Here is an 18,439-nt window from a genome sequence, read left to right as displayed (position 1 = left end):
AAAAGATAAACATACGTATGGTAGAACTAGTATAAATTATCATACATACATTATATAAATTTTCTATTATATTTCACCACGTGTGGCTTATAGAACTGGGAACCGAATCTGAAGTGCAGAAAGAAAGTAATGTGGCAGTCACTACAAGAGAGAATATTATTTCGTGTCGTCATCTGTCCTGAAACAGATTCACACTGGGTTTCGTCCATTTCAGCTTTCAAATCAGGTGTAGCGTACCAGAGCCACATTAGTAGATGTCAGAATACCCGCTGCTATCCGAACTATACACCCTACTGTTTCCAGAGAAACGATGTCGGTATGCAGATGACTTAACATCATATTCAATTCAATGACGATAGAAATCTTAGGGGTGTTAAAGCGGGCGGTCAGAGGCACAACCCAACGCCCGCATCACAGCGTTCTCGGTCGACTATTAAATCGTCCACGTGAGCGATCGAACCACCTCAAAAAAATGACCGCTAGGAGCCTCAATTGCGGTCTACTGCAATTACGTGTAGTAGGAAGGGTAGAAGGAGCGACGAGGGATCTCCTGCAGACTGCTGAGATCGACTTCGTCAGCCTCGGAGAGCTCCCAGACGTGGTCGAAAAAGTCGATTGCGGCGGCGACGAAGTTTGAGTTCTCCGTATAGACCCCACATTCGGGATTCCAGTTGTAGCTGTTCTCCATGAAGTTCGCCGAACCGAGGAGTGCGGCACCCTCAGTTGCGTGTCCAATGGTCTGAAGTTTTGCATGGATGCCAAACTCAGCGAGGTCAGTTTCGTCCGTCTCGCTTGTGATCCGCTGATATTTCTTGTATCGGGAGTACGTCCGGATAGTGACATTCTCGCGGTTCTCCTCGAGATCGCCGAGGAGATTGTCGCGGAGTCGTTCCCACTCCCATCGACGTTTCGTGTGCCGAGTGAGGAGGCGAAGTTCGTAGCCGTCCCGGAGGAGACTCCGGAGCTGTGAGGTGTACTCGGAGAAAGTGTCGTCATCGTATGGTGTCATGATGCGGACGACGCGTTCGTCAAGGTCACGCTCTTGGCCTCGTGTGAAGAGGCGATCCGTCATTTCGGTAAAGCGGCGCAGATCGTTATCCCGCTGGCCCTTCCAGCGTTTCAAGCGCGCACGTTCTCGTCGTAGTGCGGGCTGGTCGTCGACGTACTGCTCCATGCGTTCCTTCCCGAGAGCTTCTGGGTCCGGGAGGGTATAGACGAAGTATGTCGGGGCAACAAGATCGTCGTCAACACCCATGACGAGTGATTCGATGATGTTTTCCCTCATTCGCGGTGCTTCCCTGAGCGTGACATCGGTGAGAGCGTCGAACCACGAGAGTCGCGTGTGGAGTGCGTCGAAGAGATCATCGCGGAAGCCGTCGTAGCGATCAGTCCCCTCCGGGGCGGACGGAACAGCGTCGAAGGTTATGAGGAGATCATCTCGGAGCGAACAGTCGACACCCGGAAGGTTGGAGATAGTACGGTAGAGTGGGTAGGGATCGAGATCCAGGGTATCGGTGAGTGAAGAGAGAGCGACCGAGTGGAGGGTGGGATGAGTGTGAATCGTGGCGATGAGGTCGAGTGTCTCCGTGACAGCCTCGTGGGACGGATCGTCTGGAAACACGTCCTTGACGAGGTCGCTATCGACGGTCGCGTCGTCGCATTCGACAGAGTGGTCCTCTGGGTCGAGAGCGGTCTCGAAGATTTCTGCGTGGTGGGCAACGGCGAGTCGGGTGTCTTCGATCGCGTTGGTAAGTTCGGCAACCGGGGTTCGTTCTGGTGAGTCGAGCTCAATGGTGGCAAGTGCGTCGAGTGGGGCCGTCTGGTCGACATCCGCTGGTGTGATAGTCGTGTTAGTGTAGGTTGTCGCGACGCGGGCGATGAGACGAGAGTTGTCGAGTGCCGTGAGCGCGGTGATGAGCGTGATTGCCGCGTTCGGGCGTTTCGTGTGCCGTTCAAGTCGGTCGACCGTCTGGGTAATCGTCTCACGGTTGAGGATGACACCTTCCGGATAGAGGCTGATGAACGCAAGTGAGGCGAGGAGTGGTGCAATGAAGACCTCGTCTTCCGCGTCACGGACGAGCGTGTCGAGTTCACTTCGTGGGAGGCGATCCGTATCGATGGTGGCGAACTCACGGAGGAGTTGTTGGATACGCGGTAGGCGTCGAGTGGCGACGAGGCGAACAGCATCAGCGGGTCGTTCGCTCGCCAAGACGAACCGTCCGCAGTCGGTCAGTTCGTGGGTATCAGTAACGAGTCCGAGTTTGGTGAGGAGGAACAGATGTACATCAGCAACGGTTTCAGGAGCGCGCTCATCGTTCGTCTGGAAGACGGTAGCGATATGATGTGGTCTGAGTGCGTACGTGAGGTTGGTATCGGTTGCGACGGCGCAGACGGCGAGGTAGATACTCTCGGCTGAGACGCCCCAGAGGGACTCTGGGGAGCGAGTACGGATGTCGGCGACCTCGGCAGGGAGGCTATTCGTCATCGTCCGCCTCGACCTCGCGCTGAGTGAGTGTCAATCCTGCGTCGATGAGCGCCATGAGGTCTTCTTTCGCGATTGTCTCAGGGTCGTTCTGATTCTCACAACCGTACTGGTAGATGCAGAACGGACAGCCATTGTCACAGCTACATTCGAATGCGTCTTCGATGAGGCTGATTGCAGTGTCGAATTTCTCCCGCGTGTTACCGGACCCCATCGTTAGGAGGACGGTGACACCGCTACCGCCAGTTTCGTTGTCGAAGATGTAGGTTCCGTCCTCACCGAGCGATTCGGGGACGGCCCGAACGCCGACGCCGCCAATGTACTGAAGCGCCATTCGGACTCCGTGCGAGAAGGCGTGCTCCAGGTCTTCGTCGTCGAACTGGATACGGACAGCCTTCGTGTCGAACTCGGTTGCGAGGCGGACGACGTCCGTGTTCTCAGTCGAGTGTTCGGGATGACGCATACAGTAAGCCGTCTCGTCGTCGCGTGCGATGACCCCATCACAGTTTTCCTTTCCACAGAGTTCGAAGACGTTCGGTAGCGGATCTGACCCGCCACCAACGTAGTGAGCTTTGAACTGACGGACGGACGAGTTGATGGTGACATCTCCGTAATCGAACCGTCCTACAGAGTCACCGTCGTCGGTCGTGATGGCGAACGCTCTCTCTGGTTCGGGGTCGAACGCAGTCACATTCGTTTCAGTAGGTGCGTAGGTGTCCTGCACCTCGGAATCCGACTGGTACAGCCGAGTCGGGAGGAGGGGGTCGCCGTTCGGCAGTTGACCGAGTACGAGGTCGGACTTGTACGCGGTGACGCGCTCGGGGACGATCGTCTTCAGGCGCTTGAGGTCGGAGCCGCACTCCTCGCAGGGGCCCTCACCAAGGTCGTATTCGGCGCCGCACGTCGGACAGATCGCGGCGGTGCTCTCGAGTTGAGAAGTCTGATAGGAGTGGGCGCGTACGCCGGTGACGACGTAGCGCTGATTGTCCGAATGGAGATAGGCGGCACCGGGATGGAGTTCGGAGAGCGCAATCCTGATTGGCCGAGAGTGCAAGTCGGCGGTCACAGACTCGAAGTCTTCACCGATAAGTTCGTATTCTACTGTATCCTCGACGGAGCGGAGACTGAACGGCGTGGTGCTGTGCTCTTCGAGGAACGACCCGTAATCCATCCGTGCAAGTCGGTCCAAATACTGGTTTAGATTTGCGCTCCGACTCTGTAGTCGATCACGCTCGTCGCGCTGTTCAACGCGATCATTCGAGTTCTGTCGGCGGCGGTTTCGCCGGCCACGTGACTCCAGATTGAGTTCGTTGAGCTGTGTTTGGACCTTATCGAGTTCGTTGAGGATGTCGTCCTCAAAATCGAAGTAGCTCTCGACGAACTCGTCGACGAATGTCGTCATCGCCTCCTCTATGACGTCCTCGTGTGCGTTGACCGCAGAGACGACACGGCCGTCGCACTCCGGACGACTACACGGACCCTCGTAGCCGGCCTCGTGCTTCCGACCGCAATCACGACAGTAACTGAAGCCGAGAATGTCCTCAAGCCAGTCGCGTACTTCGGTTCGATGTTCCTCGTACGCCACCTTGAGCGTCTGGAGAGGGGCTTCCTCGTCGACGAACTGGATCGCATCGTTCTCGCTCGCGAGAAGTGCGGTGAAGGTCACGATGTCATTTGGCCGCGGTTCACTCCGTGGGACGAGATCGTCCTCACAATAGAGTTCGTCAACGACATCGCTGCTCTCGCGACGCCACGGAATCCAGCATTCGGCGGCGAAATAGTCGAGGATTGCCCACGTCAGCGAGATACGAAGCACCTCTTCGTTCGTCTCGTTGAGTGGGACAGGCTGGGGTTTAGCCTGAATGAGTTCGTTCGGCTGTTCGTAGTAGTAGTAGTCGATCGGGTTTCGCTGACTGATCGAGTGGACGAGTGACGACCCGGACTGTCGGCCTGCTCGACCGATCCGTTGGAGGTACGAGTTCGTGTTTGGCGGGGTACCGTAGAGGAGGAGCGCATCGAGGTCACCGATGTCCATCCCAACTTCCATCGCCGGTCCAGAAGAGAGGAAGTTGGGGTAGCGACCCTCCCGGAACTGATACTCGATACGGCGGCGTTCGTCCTTCTCTGTGAGCCCGAAGTAGGCACGGGAGACGAGCAGTAGGGGGTCCGAATAGTTCACGCGGTAGGCTGTGAGGTCGAAGTGAGGGTGCGTGAACTCGCTACGGGCCTCGTAATCAGCGCTGAACGTGACCGTGTCGAGGTCTGGGCCGTGGTCAGCGAAGACCTCATCGAGCGTCGAGTAGAACGACTCCGTTGCGGGAACGTACGTTATTGGCGTCTCCGCGTCGACGGTCGTGCAGCAAACACAGGATTCGTCAAATCCGATGAGATATCCGGAGTCGGTCTCGATGCGACGGAGGACGTCCTGATCGATGAGGGATTCGACGTGTCGACCCGCATCCTCGATATCGTCACTGAGCGATTCGACGTACTGCTTACTCTGCCCGTTCAAGGCCTCGATGACGGCCATCTCACCCGAATCGAAGTCGCTCAAGTCGATGTCAAGGCTGACATCAAGTAGGCCATCGGAGGGAAGATGGTCACGACTTCGCCAGCGGTTGTTGTAGCGCCCGCGAAGGACGCGTGCCGCGACTTCCTCCTTCAGGAAGTCCTCGACGGACTGCCGATAGCCCGTCATAGCTTCCAGTAGCCCACCATCGCCCTCAGTGAGCATATCCTCGTACTCCACGGCACGTTTGATGACTGTGGACTGGAGTTCAGCGAGCGAGACCCAGTTGTCGTCAGCCTCATCGAGTGTGTCAACGACGAGTTGTGTGACGAAGAGCGTCTGCTCAGGTTCGGTGAAGTTCCGGTTGAGTTCTTTCATGTCCGACTGGCTGTCAGCGAATGAGAGCATCTTCGCCTCCCGGAACGAGTCAGGTTCGTTGACGTCCGCGGTCTCACGAAGGAAGTACTGCGCGGTCGTGACAGCGGTGTTCCCGGGGCCGCGGATCATCGACTCGTAGCGCGATGACTTCCGGTAGGTCTTCCGGGGGTCGTAGCAGGGAACGGCACCGTGGAACGACGAAGGTTTTCGAATCTGGCCGAGTTCGTCGACAAGTTTGTACTCGCGGAACCCGCGAACTGTCGGCGAGATCGCAGGGTCATCACAGCGACACTCAGCACCCAGCAGGAGATCGGTGTCGCAGTTCGAGCAGTGGTCAATTGCATTGATGTCGAGCAAACCAGTGCGCGCGAATCGCCGTTTCCCACAATCACAGGTGTTGGGCGGTTCGCCGAAATAGACTGCATCACAATCAGGGTCGCTGCACGACCAACCGAGATAGCGCTTCGGACGGAGCATCCCTCCGCAACTGCACTGGTGGCCGGCCTCCTGTTCGTGGGCGTCGCCGCAGTCCTCACAGTAAAGCACCGAATCGTCGCTGAGCGGTTCGAGGTCGTTTGAGTGGCAGTTCTCACAAACAACCTCCGTCCCGGTCTCCTGTGTGACGTCACACTCGGGGTTCCGACAGACGAGGTCGTCCTGATCGTCGCTGAGGACCATGGCGGTGTCGCAGTCCGGACAGTGAGTAATCCGGTCGATCTTCTGTTGATTCCAACACCCAGAACACTCGTAGTAGGGGCGCCAGACCGTCCGGATCGTCTCCGTTCCGCAACTGCACGTATGGTCTTGGAAGTACTCGAAGCGGCCCTCACCAGACGTGACGTTGAGTGGGGAGAGCCGTTCGCAGTCCGGGCAGAACCAGGACTCGAGCGCCTCCTCACCGCAGTGGTTGCAGTAAGCGAGTTTTGTAACGAAGTGATGGCCGCACTGAGTGCACTCTGACTGCGGCGTGTCGTAGACGGCGGCACAGTTCACGCAGGTGTAGTAGCCGTCGAGCGGCCAACTGAAGAGGTGAGCCCGACTCTCGAGGACACCGGATAGCTGACCGAGCGTGACGAAGTTATCGACGAGTCGGCCAGCCTGGTCATCGGTGAGGTCGTACGTCTCCGAGAGCGTCTCGCGAAGGTCCGCAGGACGCTGCGCCTCCTCGTGAAGCGTCGTATAGAGCGCGCGGACGATGTCGAGGTCGTCGCCGCGCTCGTCGAGGAGGGTGTCGTAGAGTCGGTCGCCGGCGATGCGCCGTCGTTCGCCAGAATCAGCATTACTGGGGAGTTCCCCGATAACATCTGCGACTAAGGATTCGGCGGGCGTCCACTTCGAAGACGTATCGGCGAGAAGACCCGGGTCGGCGGTGCGTTCAACGAGCGGGGCAGGGAGGTCATCGGGGAATTGGCACTCAAGCGTCCGTGGGTCCTCTTCGACAACGGTGATGTCCGCGTCTGTGAAGGGGTTGATGCGCTGGAAGATTGCACGCTTGTTCTCGACGGTCGCGCTGGCGCCGACGAGTCGGAGATCGTCGTCCACGTCATCATTGAGTCCGAGTAGTGAACGACGAGAGCGGAGATAGCGCCGCATGAGTGTCGCGGTGAACGAACCGAAGAGTTCGGAGTACTCGTGGATCTCATCGAAGACGACATACTTCGGCTCCGTGACGAACACGGCCTGTTCGTCTTGCTCGTTGATATTGAACAAACGATAGTTGACGGTGTCTGGGTTGGTGAGGAGGATGTCGACTTCAGCGTCGACGATTTCCTCGCGCGTGAGTTCGATGAAGTCGAGGTCGACGTCCATTTCGGTGGCCGAATCGTGTGTGACACGATAGCCGTCCTCGGTCCGTTCGACCGTTAGTGAGGACGAGCAGTTGCTGCATGGACACTCGAAGTACTTGAACGAGGTGTCGAGATACGAGTAAGCGTCCGGGTCGTTGTGCGGGGTGTCACCGTCGAAGATGCCGACGGTGATCCGGTCGGTACCGGTTCGCGTCTCGTTGAGCGTAGAGAGGTACCCGATGAGGCGCTTCAGTTGATCCTGTGCAAGCGCTTTCGTCGGATAGGTGAGGACACACTTGACGCTCTGCGGATCGGCGTCGTGGTAGCCAGCTTTCGCCTCACAGATGTACTGGAGAATGGGGATGAGCCAGCTCTCGGTCTTGCCGCGACCGGTCCCGGCGGTGACGAGGGTGTGGTCGTCGGCGAGTATCGCGTCCGCTGTGTCCTCTTGGAACGCGTAGAGGCGCTCGAAGCCAGCCTCAGAGAACGTCCGAACGATATCGTCGTGGAGGCCGTCAGGCGCGTCGTCGGCGATTGACGGCCGGGTTTCGGCGAACGCTGGCCACGGAGTGTCACTCTGCCGTGGCAGATTGAGGGCCTGGAGGAATGGACCGCGCGTCCGCATGAATTCGGGAAGTCGATCGTGGAGCGACTGCTCTGTCCCGCCCTCGTAGCGCGAGATGATGTCTTTGAGCGTCGCGGTGTTTTGGCTGGCGACGTAGTGGTCGCCATATGTGCGCTTCAGGTCTTCAGCATGCTCAAGTGTGTTGTGGGTCATGGGTCAGTAGCTGGCGAATCGGTGGTAATTGTATCGACCGGTGCAATCGTCGGCAGTCCGAGCTTGAAGTAGTCGAGAACGCTGCCGCGAGCGAACGACCGTGGCTGGTTGTGTTCGTCACAGCCGTACTGGTAGAGGCACAATGGACAGCCGTCCTCACAGTTGCAGACGAAGTGGTCACGGACCAGTTCCATCGCGTACTGGAAGTTCCGGAAGTCACCAGAATCGCGTTCGACGAGGAGTTTGGCGATGTTCGCACCACCTTCCTGAGCGTCAAGCAGATCGACATGGTCGTCGGCCGTCGTTTCGTTGAGCTCCCTGATATTTACTCCGCCGAGCGACTGAAGCGCGACGCGGAGGCCGTGAACAAATGTATGCGACTGCTCGGTGTCGTCGAGTGAGACACGGACGCCACTCGTCTCGTAGGAGTACCCAAGGCGGACGTACTCAGAGTCGGCACCGCGTCGATTCGGACTATGTTCGGGATCCGCGGAGCACTGCGCGTGCCCCTCGTCGTCACGATAGATTATGCCTGTGCAGTTCCCCTCGCCACAGACCTCGAAGAGAGTCTGGCGTGGATCGGTCTCGCCGTTCTTGTATTTCGCGCGGTAACTCTGGGTGTGCGTGAGAACGGTGTAATCCCCATACTCAAGCGACCCGATCGGCGCGCCGTCTCCATCGTGAACGCGGAAAGACTCAATCGGTTCAAATTCCAAAATGGACGTCTCGCGTTCCGCATAGGTGTTCTGTACTTCCTCTGCGGGCCTCTGGTATAGTTTGCGGGCTGGCTCACCATCCTTGCTCATGCGGAGATCGTCGCGGTGGGCTTCGACGCTGTCCATCGCGACGAGTCGACGGCGTTTGAGCGGGGCGTCGTGGTCACAGGGGCACTCGGACGTGGTGAGGGGGTGCGACGTGTGGCACGCACTGCAGACCTTCTCCTCGGCGAGGTGGTCGGCATCGGTATCGGCGTCCACGACTTGCTCGCGGAGTGTTGAGGAATCGAAGTCGTCTGTTCGAAGGTGACTGACGACGTATGTCTCGCCGTCGTCGAGGTACGCCGCTGCGGGGTAGAGTTCCTGAATGGCCATGCGGACGTTCCGTCCACCGTAATTACCACCGACATCGCGACGAGTGTACGCGCCGTCCTTTTCGGTGACTAGCGTCAGTCCGACGTTGTTCGAGACGTTCCGCATGGTGAACGCGAACTTACTGGTGCGTGCGTTCTGGAGGAAGTCTGAATAGGATTGTCGCTCGAGCGTGTCGAGGTGGTCCTGAAGTGCACGGATACGTTCTGCAACCGCGCTCTCGCGACGGCGAAGCCGCGTCGCCTCATCACGTCGAGCACGCCGTTTCTCTCGACGGAGGGTCGTCCGCTCCTGGCTCAGCGCCTGCTGTTCCTCGATGAGTCGGTTGCGGTACGTCCGATACGGGTTGAGATAGCGGTCTTGGAAAGACGCCACCGCCTCGTCGACGATGTCGCCGAACTCCACCTGCGCGTCGAGGATTCGGCTATTGCATCCGTCCACACGACAGGTGTCGACAGTGTCCGAGCGATCGTATTTCGCGCTACAGTCGGTACAGTACTGGTACGCAAGCAGGGAGCGCAAGTAGTCACGAATCTGTCGCTCGTTGTCGCTGACAATCGTTCCGAGCGCGGCGAGTTTCGAGACATCGGTGTCAAGGCCAAGTTTCGAGACGGGTAGCGTCATTAGATGCGTGAGCTTCCCGTAGTCGGAATCGTCGGTATCGGTGTCACGACGTTCGAAGTCGTCCCCGCCTGAAACAGTGGCGTTCGGACCCCAGCCGTCGACCTCCCAGGGCACAACGAAGTTCGCTGCGACGTAGTCGAACACAGCCCACGAGAGTGAAACACGGAGGACCTCCTCATTGTGCTCGTTGAGCGGGACGGGTTTCGGATCTGTGCTTATGAGGTCCGTCGGTTCTTCGTAGTAGTAGTAGTCAATCGGGTTACGCTGGCTGACGCTGTGGACGAGTGAGGAGTGCGAACTTCGACCGGCGCGGCCGACGCGCTGGAGGTACGCGTTCATGTTCGGCGGCACCCCGTAGAGGAGAAGCGCATCAAGGTCACCAATGTCGACACCGAGTTCCATCGTTGGGCCTGAGGAGAGGAAGTGAGGGTAGTTGCCCTCTCGGAAGAGATACTCGAGTTCGCGACGCTCGCGTTTGTCCGTCATCCCGAGATAGACTTTTGCGATTAGGATTCGCGCCCGAGAGTACTCGGCGCGGTACGCCCGTTGATGGAACTGAGGACTGGTTGGGTCGGCCCGCTCCTCGAGTGTGGTGTCGAAGGGGACTAGGTCACGCGATTGGACGCCGAGCTGGCTGAGCCACGACGGCGAGAACCGGCCTGACCCAGGATTGTACTGGATGCTGTCGGCGTCACCTGCGAGCGTCAACTCAAGCACCATCGGGTTCAGTGAAAGATAGTCGTCGCTTTCCCCGTCAAGGACGCCGCGCTTGATTAGCGCATCGATGACGTCGCCGCGTGTGCTGTCTCCGAATCGCTCCGGGAGTGAACCGACGGGACAGCCGTTCCCGGTTTCGACGACGCCCCGGAGGAGGTCACGCTCGGCATCGGAGAGGTCCGCGAGTACCCCCGGATCGACGCGGACGTCGACGAGGCCGTCCGAAGCTAGCGAGCCACCCCGCTCTCGGAACCGTTTCGTGTAACTGTGTGGGACCGCCCGTCGACTAAGTCTGTCCCGGATTGCCTCCTCGGTGTCCATGAACCGGCGAGAGCGGTCGACGAGATGCTCCTTCAAGTCGAACGAGACGTCCTGGAGGGCACGGGGTGGACTGAGTTCGTCGTGAAGGGTGTCGATGCACGCCAACGATTCCGTGAGCACGTTATCGAGCGTCAGCCACGAGTCGTCGGCAGTACGAATCGCTTCGACGAGTGCTTGATCGAGGAGTGTCTCAACTTCCGGTTCGTTGAAGTCCCGTCCGAGTTCCTTCATGTCGCGATGGGAGTCGGCGAACGACAACATCTTCGCCGACGAGTAGTCCTCATCGTCCGCGACCCCGCGGAGCAAGTACTGAGAGGTCGTGACGGCGATGTTGTTCGGACTGCGGACCAACTCGTCGTAGCGCTGTCCGATCCGATACCCGAGTCGCTGATGACGACACGGGACGACTGACGTATGGTCGCGAACCGGAACGATGCGTCCGCCGTTAGTGATCGTCTGATAGGACTGAAAGGCGTCGGCCTGCTGTTGGTGCTCCGGATCGTCACACTGGCAGGATGACCCAGAGAGGACGGCGGTATCGCACTCAGTACAGTGGTCATTCTCGAACACCTCAAAGAGCCCCTTCTTGACGAACACCTCCGTACCACACTCACACTCCGTCGGGGGAGACGGCGCGTGATAGTCGCGCGTACATCCCCCGCGGACGCATATCCAAGGGATGAGCCGGGTGTTCTCGACCGAATGCCCACACGCGCACTGGCGTGGGATGTCTGTGGCATCGTACGTCTGCCCACAGGACCGGCACTCGACGGCCGCGTCACTCCGTCGGAGGACGCGTTGCTCGGAACCGCAGGCGGAACACCCTGAGTCAGCGGATTTCGCTCGGCCACATTGTGGGTTCGTGCACGTCCACTCGTTGACAGAGGTACGCGTCATCGCCGCATCACATGTGCAGGTCTCAATGACGCTGCGCTCTTCCACAGCGCCACAGGACTGACACTCCAGTTCGGGCGTGAACGACACTCGAAGCAGACGCACCTCGTCATCGCGTGCGGCCTCACACCGCCCACAATACTGCTCATCCCGCGAGGCGAAGCTTCCCTCTTCGGACGGCGTATAGGACTCGAGTTGATCACACTCGGGACAGTACCACGCCACAAGAGCTTCCTCAGCGCACCGACGGCAGTACGTCGCACGCGTGACGATGCCCGAGTCACACTCCGCACACGAGTCATGTGGGGAACGATAGACGGCCGCGCACTGTGCACAACTGTAGAACCCGTCGAGCGGCCACGAGAAGAGGTGGCTTCGGTTCTCCAGTAAGCCCGAGTACTCGCCGAGCGTGCGGAAGTTTTGGAGGGCAGTCTCCGATTGTGCGTCGGTGAGCGAGTACTCTGTCTCGAGAGTGTCGAGGAACGCCTCGCGAGTTCGTGGCTCGTCGGCAAGTTCTTCGTGGAAGTGCTGTATAGCGTGTACGACCGGATCGTTCGACTTCGAGGTGAGATGCTCGAAGAGCGCGTCACCGACCAGTTCGTCAAGGCTCTCGTTGTCGATCGTACTCGGGTCGTCGATGGATGGGTCGAACGAGTCGAGCGGGGCCGGGTACGATCTCTCACCACGAACCGCGCGACGTAATTGCACCACCGTTATCGGTTCATCGTAGAGTGCGTCGGGTACGTTCTGGAGTGGCGGTGGGTCTAGTTCGCGGGGGTTTTCATCGACGTGCGCGACGTCCGCCGCTCCGCTGATACGCCGGAACAATTCGACATCGTTCTCGACGGTGGCACTACTCGCGATCACCTGCGGGGCGTCGACATCACGTGTCCCGCGTAGTGCTCGGATACGCTTCGTGAGCATCGCCGTATAACTCCCGAAGAGACCGTCGTAGGTGTGGACCTCGTCGAAGACGAAGAACTGTGGCTCGTAGACAAACGTGTCGTGTTCGTCGCCCGCGTTCGTGTTGACAAGTTTGAGGTTGATCGTGTCCGGGTTCGTGAGTAGGATGTCAACACCCTCCTCGAGGATCTCTTTTTTTGTCAATCGGAGGAAGTCTAAAGGAACGTCGTCGACACACTGCTTCTTCTCGGGTTCAAGTTCGTAACGCTGGCCGGCATTCCGGACATGAACACTCTTCCCGCAGTTCTGACATTTCTCGAGCGCGTCGTTGTAGCCCGGACACTCGAAGTACTTGAACGTCGCATTCAGGTAGCCCTCCGCACGCGAGGACATATTTCCCGGCGTGTCCCCGTCGTAGATCCCGACAGTGATGCGGTCGTTCGTCGGGAGTTCCGCGTTGATCCGATAGAGGTACTTGATCAGGCGCTTCAACTGGTCCTGGGCGAGCGCTTTCGTCGGATACGTGAGGACCGCTTTAACATCATCAGGGCAACTCTCATCGACGTTCCCCTGATTCGCATTGAGGATGTAGTCAAGGATGGGGATGAGCCACGCTTCGGTCTTCCCCCGGCCGGTCGCGGCCGTGATAACAGTATCCTGCCCGTCGAGGATCGTCTCTACACTCCGCTCTTGGAAGTCATAGAGTCGGCGGAACCCGATATCCTCGAACGCGAGACGGACAAGCGGATGAATCCCCGCTCGCTTGCTGAACGAGAGCCAAGACTTTGTGCTCCAGTTCGCAACATTAAGCGCCTGCAGATATGGGCCGCGAAAGCCGATAACGGATTCCTCGCCGTTGTTAGTGGCTTCAAAACGATGGGCGACGTTTCGCGCCGCTCGACCACCGGCACCAATGAAGTGTTTCCGATAGGCGTCCATCGCCGCTTCCGCACGTTTAGCAGGATTCTCCATTGGCGTCTATAGACTCACCTTGATTGTCGACCGGAGTTCGGGAATATTTAGCATCTCATTGACGCTCGCATCTGAAAGGTCATCGAGGTCGACTTGGCCCTCCTCACTAAGCGTCTTCAGATCTTCAATCGTTTGATCGCTGAGGTCGTGGTGTCTCTGGAAGCCCTTCCAGTCCGTATCGAGGTTCTCGAAGGCCTTTTCCAGTCCCTGCCACTGTGTCTTTAGGCTGGAAACCGAACCATTGGGATTGAGGATAGACCTGATGAACGACCGATACCGGCTAATCGTGTCCATCGCGTCTGGATCCTCGCCGACGATCTTCTGAATGCTCTCCGCGGTGTTCGCGTCATCGAGTTTTCGACGCTGAATCTTTTTTAGGTGATCGTTGATGGATCGTCGTGCGTCGTTCACGTCCTCACGTGTCTCTCGGACCTCGTCGATATGATTCGACAACGATTGGCCACTTTCGTCGATCATGTCGAGAACGTCATCCTGAGAGACGCGTGTAATCGAGCGTGCCTTGTCACGGGCACTTGTCGCCCTCGACGGGGGGGAGTGTCCGAAGACCTCTGTTAGGATTCCCGCCTGCTGTTCGAAAACGTCAAGCGAACCCTCGAGTTTGTTAAGCGCCTGGTTCAGTTCCATCAGGTGTTCTTCGGCTTTGTTAACTCGAGCTGCCGTGTTCGTTCGCGTGTCGTACTGGTCCGCCTTCTGTTCGAGGCTCTCGAGTTTTGACTCGAGCGCTGTGGACTGTATAGCCATAGTCAGTTCCCTCCAAGTGTGGTTTCGATGGCATTCCGCCGCTTTTCGTACGTCTCAAACTCTGAGAGATCTCTGACGCGGTCACGGAAACCGACATCTTCTGGGAGTGTGACGCCATCTGCTTCCTCGATCATCTCTGCGATCGCTTCGTAGATCTCCCATGCCGATTCCGTCGCTCGGCTCTCCTCATAGTCATGAAGCGTCGCGATGAGTTTGTAGCCATATTTATCGGAGATATCCTCGAACGTCCTCATTCGCTGACGGAACTGCCCTAAGTCGATCTTTGCGTCGCCCGCTACCGCTTCACGGGCTTCTTTCCACGACTCGTACTTGCTCGCGTCCAGTTTATCGAGGACGTCATGGAGTTGCGTGAGTGCATCGTGGAGGTCGTCCTGGTCGTGGTTCGGTTCATAGTAGGTGGTAACCCTGTCGATGGTTTCAGTGACGTGCACGGCGTTCTGTTCGGCCGAGACATCGTCGAGCGTCGTCGCATAGGCCTTCACACGGTCGAAGAGGATGTCGACGCCGTAGCCAGTCGATCGAGTGGTGCTGATCTGGTAAGCGCTGGAGAGATCCGCTGTGTCGATCTGCATGGCCTGCAACAGGTACTGATCGAGGTTTTCGGAGACGTTCTGGATAGCCTTCGAGAGACGTTCGCGGTCAACGACGTTCGACTTGAGGAGAAACAGTCCTTTCGAGAGATGGTACGGAGCGTTTCGAGACTTGAGAAGATCCAGCGTCGCTTCTCGTAGGGCAGACGGCTGTTCGTCTTCGGCACCGGGGATGAATCCACCCTCTGGAGGTTTCTCGAACATCATCTCGGCTTCGATCTCGCGTTGACCGGTCTTCGCGTTGAGAATAAGAAACTGCGCGAGTACGGTGAATTCCTCGAGCGTCATCGGGTCAATACACGCTTCCAGATCGGCACGCATCTTCGCTCGGAAGTCGGCGACCTGTTTGTCCGTCCACGCGCGGAGGAGATCGTAGTTGAGGTCATATTTGTCTTCTTGGGGGAACTCGCCCGACTCGCTAATGCCGTACCAGAATAGCGGTTCGTAGATATCGTCGTATTCAACACCGAAGTCGAGCTCGAAGCTCATCCCCTGACGCTCGTCTGCGCCGACGATTGTGACCGGAATGTCAGCTCCACGTGTGTAATAGATGCCATGGACACCGTCGTTACGCGCGTTGAGGTTGCCGAGGAGAGTCGGGTCGTGCCACTCGTTTAGAACGCCAGCGGTCCCCTTACGGAGGACTGTCGAACTGTCGTAGGCGTCACCAACCTTGATCCAGTTACGGTACTGGAGGAGGTACTCTTTGACCGTCGTCGAGTCGAGGTCAGTTCCAACGGGAATGTGGATGTCTGAGCTCTCGATGTCGATTGTCGTCTCCTCGCGTGCGTCGCCATAGACTGCCTCGACGGTGGCCGACCCAGTATCCGGCGCGTTGAAATGAATCTTCCCGTCACTACGTGTTTCGCCGAGTTCGTTATCGTCGATGGAGACTCGCACACCCCTTCGTGGTTCGCCATTTACACGTGCTGTGACGGTGACTTCGTCACTCACCGCTGGCGTCTTCGGGTTGACCGTGACCGAAATAGACGTATCGTCAGATGGTTCCACGACGGTAACGGCTGTTGCGTCTGTCTCACCATCTTTCTCAGCCTGGAACGTAATGTCTCCCTTCTCGTTCGGAAGCCGAACGGAAGCGAAACCGTCGGAGTCGGTCGTCGCGATCTCGCTACCGTTGAAACGAATCGTAACGTCTTCCTCGCCACGGTTGTCGAGCGTCGCCCGTAGCGTGATGTATTCGCCGGGATGGAACGTTCCCTCACTGACCCCGAGATTAAGTGTCGGAGCCGGGACGTCCGCTTGTAAATATGCCCAGTCGTCGTCGATATTGACATCGGTCAGCGGAACGTCAAACGTCTCAGGGATCTGGCGGTGAACGCGGAGTTGGCGATCCGTCGTTGCGCTCCCGTACCACTTGCCGAGTCGCTGGAGACTCTCCGTGTACGAGAGATCGACTGGGGAGGGGAACGGTTCCACGTACGGGTTATCCTCGATCGCGTCGAAGGGTGGAACGGTTGAGCTCAGGCACTCTCGAATGACTCGCATCAAGAGTAGGCGGGGGGTTCGACGTTTGTTTCCATCCTGAATGAGATGGTTGTAGGACTCCTCGATGAACGTCTCGTTGAACGGGTACAGACTGTCGAACGACTCGAGGACACCATCGGCAAGTGACTCGTCCATATCTGACTCATCAAGGATAACCGACATGTATTTCCGGGCGAGTTTGACGGTGAGGTCATCGTCGAGGAAGTACGCCCGACCATCCTCGTCCGTCGTACTAAGGTACCCTTCTGCACGGTCCTCCATGTACGTGCTGATGCCCTGGCTCGTACCCAAGGCACGCGAGAGGTCATCCTTCTCCCAACCGGACGTCCAGCCAAGTACGACGTCGTAGTGACCGCTGTCGAGTTGGAAGATGTGATCGAGGAGTTGTTCTTTGAGGACAGTGAATGTCGTAAGATCCTCACAGATGAGGACGGGACGGAGATTTCGTTTCTCGTATTCCTCGGAAAGTTCCTCGAGTTTCCCTTGGAAGTCTTCGACACCGAGGTTTCGGGAAAGGATTTCGTGGACTTGGCTCTGTAAAGCGGGAAAGAGTGTATCGCTTCCCTTCGTCGAGCCGAAGGCCGCCATTGAGAGGTCCCTGTAATCCTTCTTCGTGATGAGGTCTGACATCCGCTTTTCGCCCTCACTCGTCGCGGATTCCTGATACTCCGCGATATTTTTCTCGAGGATTGACGAAAGGTCGGCTGCATTCGATCGATCTACAGTAAGGGCATCGATTTCGTCTTTACTGAACTGCTCCATCCCCGCACCGAACGCTTGAAGCGTGGTAATGATCGCGTCGGCAACCTTCTCGGGGTCGAGGTCCGAGACGTTACTCACAGTAACGTCGGTGTCGATCGGTCCAGAGATGATGTCGAGTATATCGCCGATCCCAGTCTTACTCCGGGACACGTGGAGTGCGATGTGTGTCTCGTCCCCCTCATTTGGATCAGCGCCGATCTGGTATTCGAGCCACTGACAGAGCTGGCTTTTCCCACTTCCGGTCTCGCCACGGAGGATGAATATCCGATTGTCGTCGTCGACCTTTGATTTGAGGATAGCGTCTCGGAACTCCTCCTGCGTGACGAATTCGTCTGTTCCCTCGTGCGGGAAAAGGTAGTCTGCTCGGATCTTATCGATGTCTATGTGTGTCTTCAGGAACTGTTCGCGAGATTTTTGATGAGCTTCCGGCGTCAGGTAGTCACGGACGACGCTATCATCCCAGATTTTGGACATTCTACTCATTGCGTGATCACCTGCTCAAACTGCGAGAGCGGATACTGATAGGTGGGCGAGTCAGGGAGTGTAGCTAGGTCGTAGACGTTGACCGACCGGGAGCGTTGTGTGTGCACGGATTCAGGGAGCGTGACTGTGTCTCTGGCGTCGGACATCCCACGGAGTTCGAGAACGTCTTCGGACTCCATATTTTGAAGGACATCAGAGATCGCAGGATGGACCCGAGGCGAGCCAGTCGTCGTCTCGAAGACGTTGAAGAAGTTCTCTTCAATCCATGTGAGAGCGCTATACAGGTCTGTGCTGTCCTCCTGTTGTTCATAGAGTTCGAGAAGATCATAGAGAAGGCGACGACACGGACTCAGGATCACGCCGCGTGTTTTCGTCTCGGAGACTAACCCGAGTTGCGTACTGAGCGCCCGCCACATGCGGAGTTTGGTCTCGTTCCATGCGAAGTCGTACTGGTCAAGTTCACCCTTCACCCGCGGGAGGAGAACGTCGAGAGTGACCGACCGATCGGCGGTTTCTAGTGCGACATTCTGAATCCGCGTCAGATGGTTCTTCGGGAACCGTTGCTGGCGGAGGTGATAGAGGAACCGTGCTTCGAATTCGAGATTTGGGAACATGTCACGGTTCAATGGGGAGACAACACGGTCGTCACCGCCGCGTTCGATGAGGTCAATCGCGTGCAAGAAGCTGATGCAATTGCGGACGTTGTCCTCCTTCTCGTGTGCAAAGTCCGAGACAATGCTCTGAACCGTCCGATTGCTCACGAGCGACTCGTAAACGGCCTTTAGTTCGGCTGAACGAACTGTGTTGTAGTTGATCAGCACTCGATCCGGCTTGTTAACCGCAAATTGATAGTCAGCCATAA

At 57.6% G+C, this 18,439-nt stretch carries 6 protein-coding genes; all 6 read right to left on the bottom strand.

Going from position 1 to position 18,439, the window contains the following annotated elements; genetic code table 11:
- Window positions 1-508: 508 nt before the first annotated feature.
- From C454_RS00080 to C454_RS00055, 6 genes are read right to left on the bottom strand one after another with little or no spacing between them, the layout of a single operon-like run.
- Window positions 509-2,485, bottom strand: a complete 1,977-nt coding sequence (locus C454_RS00080) for a phospholipase D-like domain-containing protein (RefSeq protein WP_004971312.1) — start codon at window positions 2,483-2,485, stop codon at window positions 509-511.
- Window positions 2,475-7,934: a DEAD/DEAH box helicase gene (locus C454_RS00075; RefSeq protein ID WP_004971311.1), complete on the bottom strand. Its 5,460-nt coding sequence runs from the start codon at window positions 7,932-7,934 to the stop codon at window positions 2,475-2,477. The genes C454_RS00080 and C454_RS00075 overlap by 11 nt, the downstream gene beginning before the upstream one ends.
- The gene (locus C454_RS00070) at window positions 7,931-13,420 is read right to left on the bottom strand and encodes a DEAD/DEAH box helicase (RefSeq protein WP_004971310.1); all 5,490 of its coding nucleotides are present in this window, start codon (window positions 13,418-13,420) and stop codon (window positions 7,931-7,933) included. The genes C454_RS00075 and C454_RS00070 overlap by 4 nt, the downstream gene beginning before the upstream one ends.
- Before the next feature lie 39 nt (window positions 13,421-13,459).
- A complete protein-coding gene (locus tag C454_RS00065) occupies window positions 13,460-14,215 on the bottom strand; it encodes a hypothetical protein (protein ID WP_004971309.1) in 756 nt (251 codons plus the stop codon).
- Between the two features lie 2 nt (window positions 14,216-14,217).
- Window positions 14,218-17,577, bottom strand: coding sequence for an Ig-like domain-containing protein (locus C454_RS00060; protein WP_004971308.1), 3,360 nt, complete (start codon window positions 17,575-17,577; stop codon window positions 14,218-14,220).
- On the bottom strand, window positions 17,574-18,437 hold the full coding sequence (locus tag C454_RS00055; RefSeq protein WP_004971307.1) for a hypothetical protein: 864 nt from the start codon (window positions 18,435-18,437) through the stop codon (window positions 17,574-17,576). The genes C454_RS00060 and C454_RS00055 overlap by 4 nt, the downstream gene beginning before the upstream one ends.
- Window positions 18,438-18,439 lie beyond the last annotated feature (2 nt).

It is taken from the genome of Haloferax gibbonsii ATCC 33959 (genome assembly GCF_000336775.1).
GTDB lineage: Archaea > Halobacteriota > Halobacteria > Halobacteriales > Haloferacaceae > Haloferax > Haloferax gibbonsii.
Note: the sequence above shows the minus strand (reverse complement) of the source record. Positions and strands in the feature narration are given on the sequence as shown.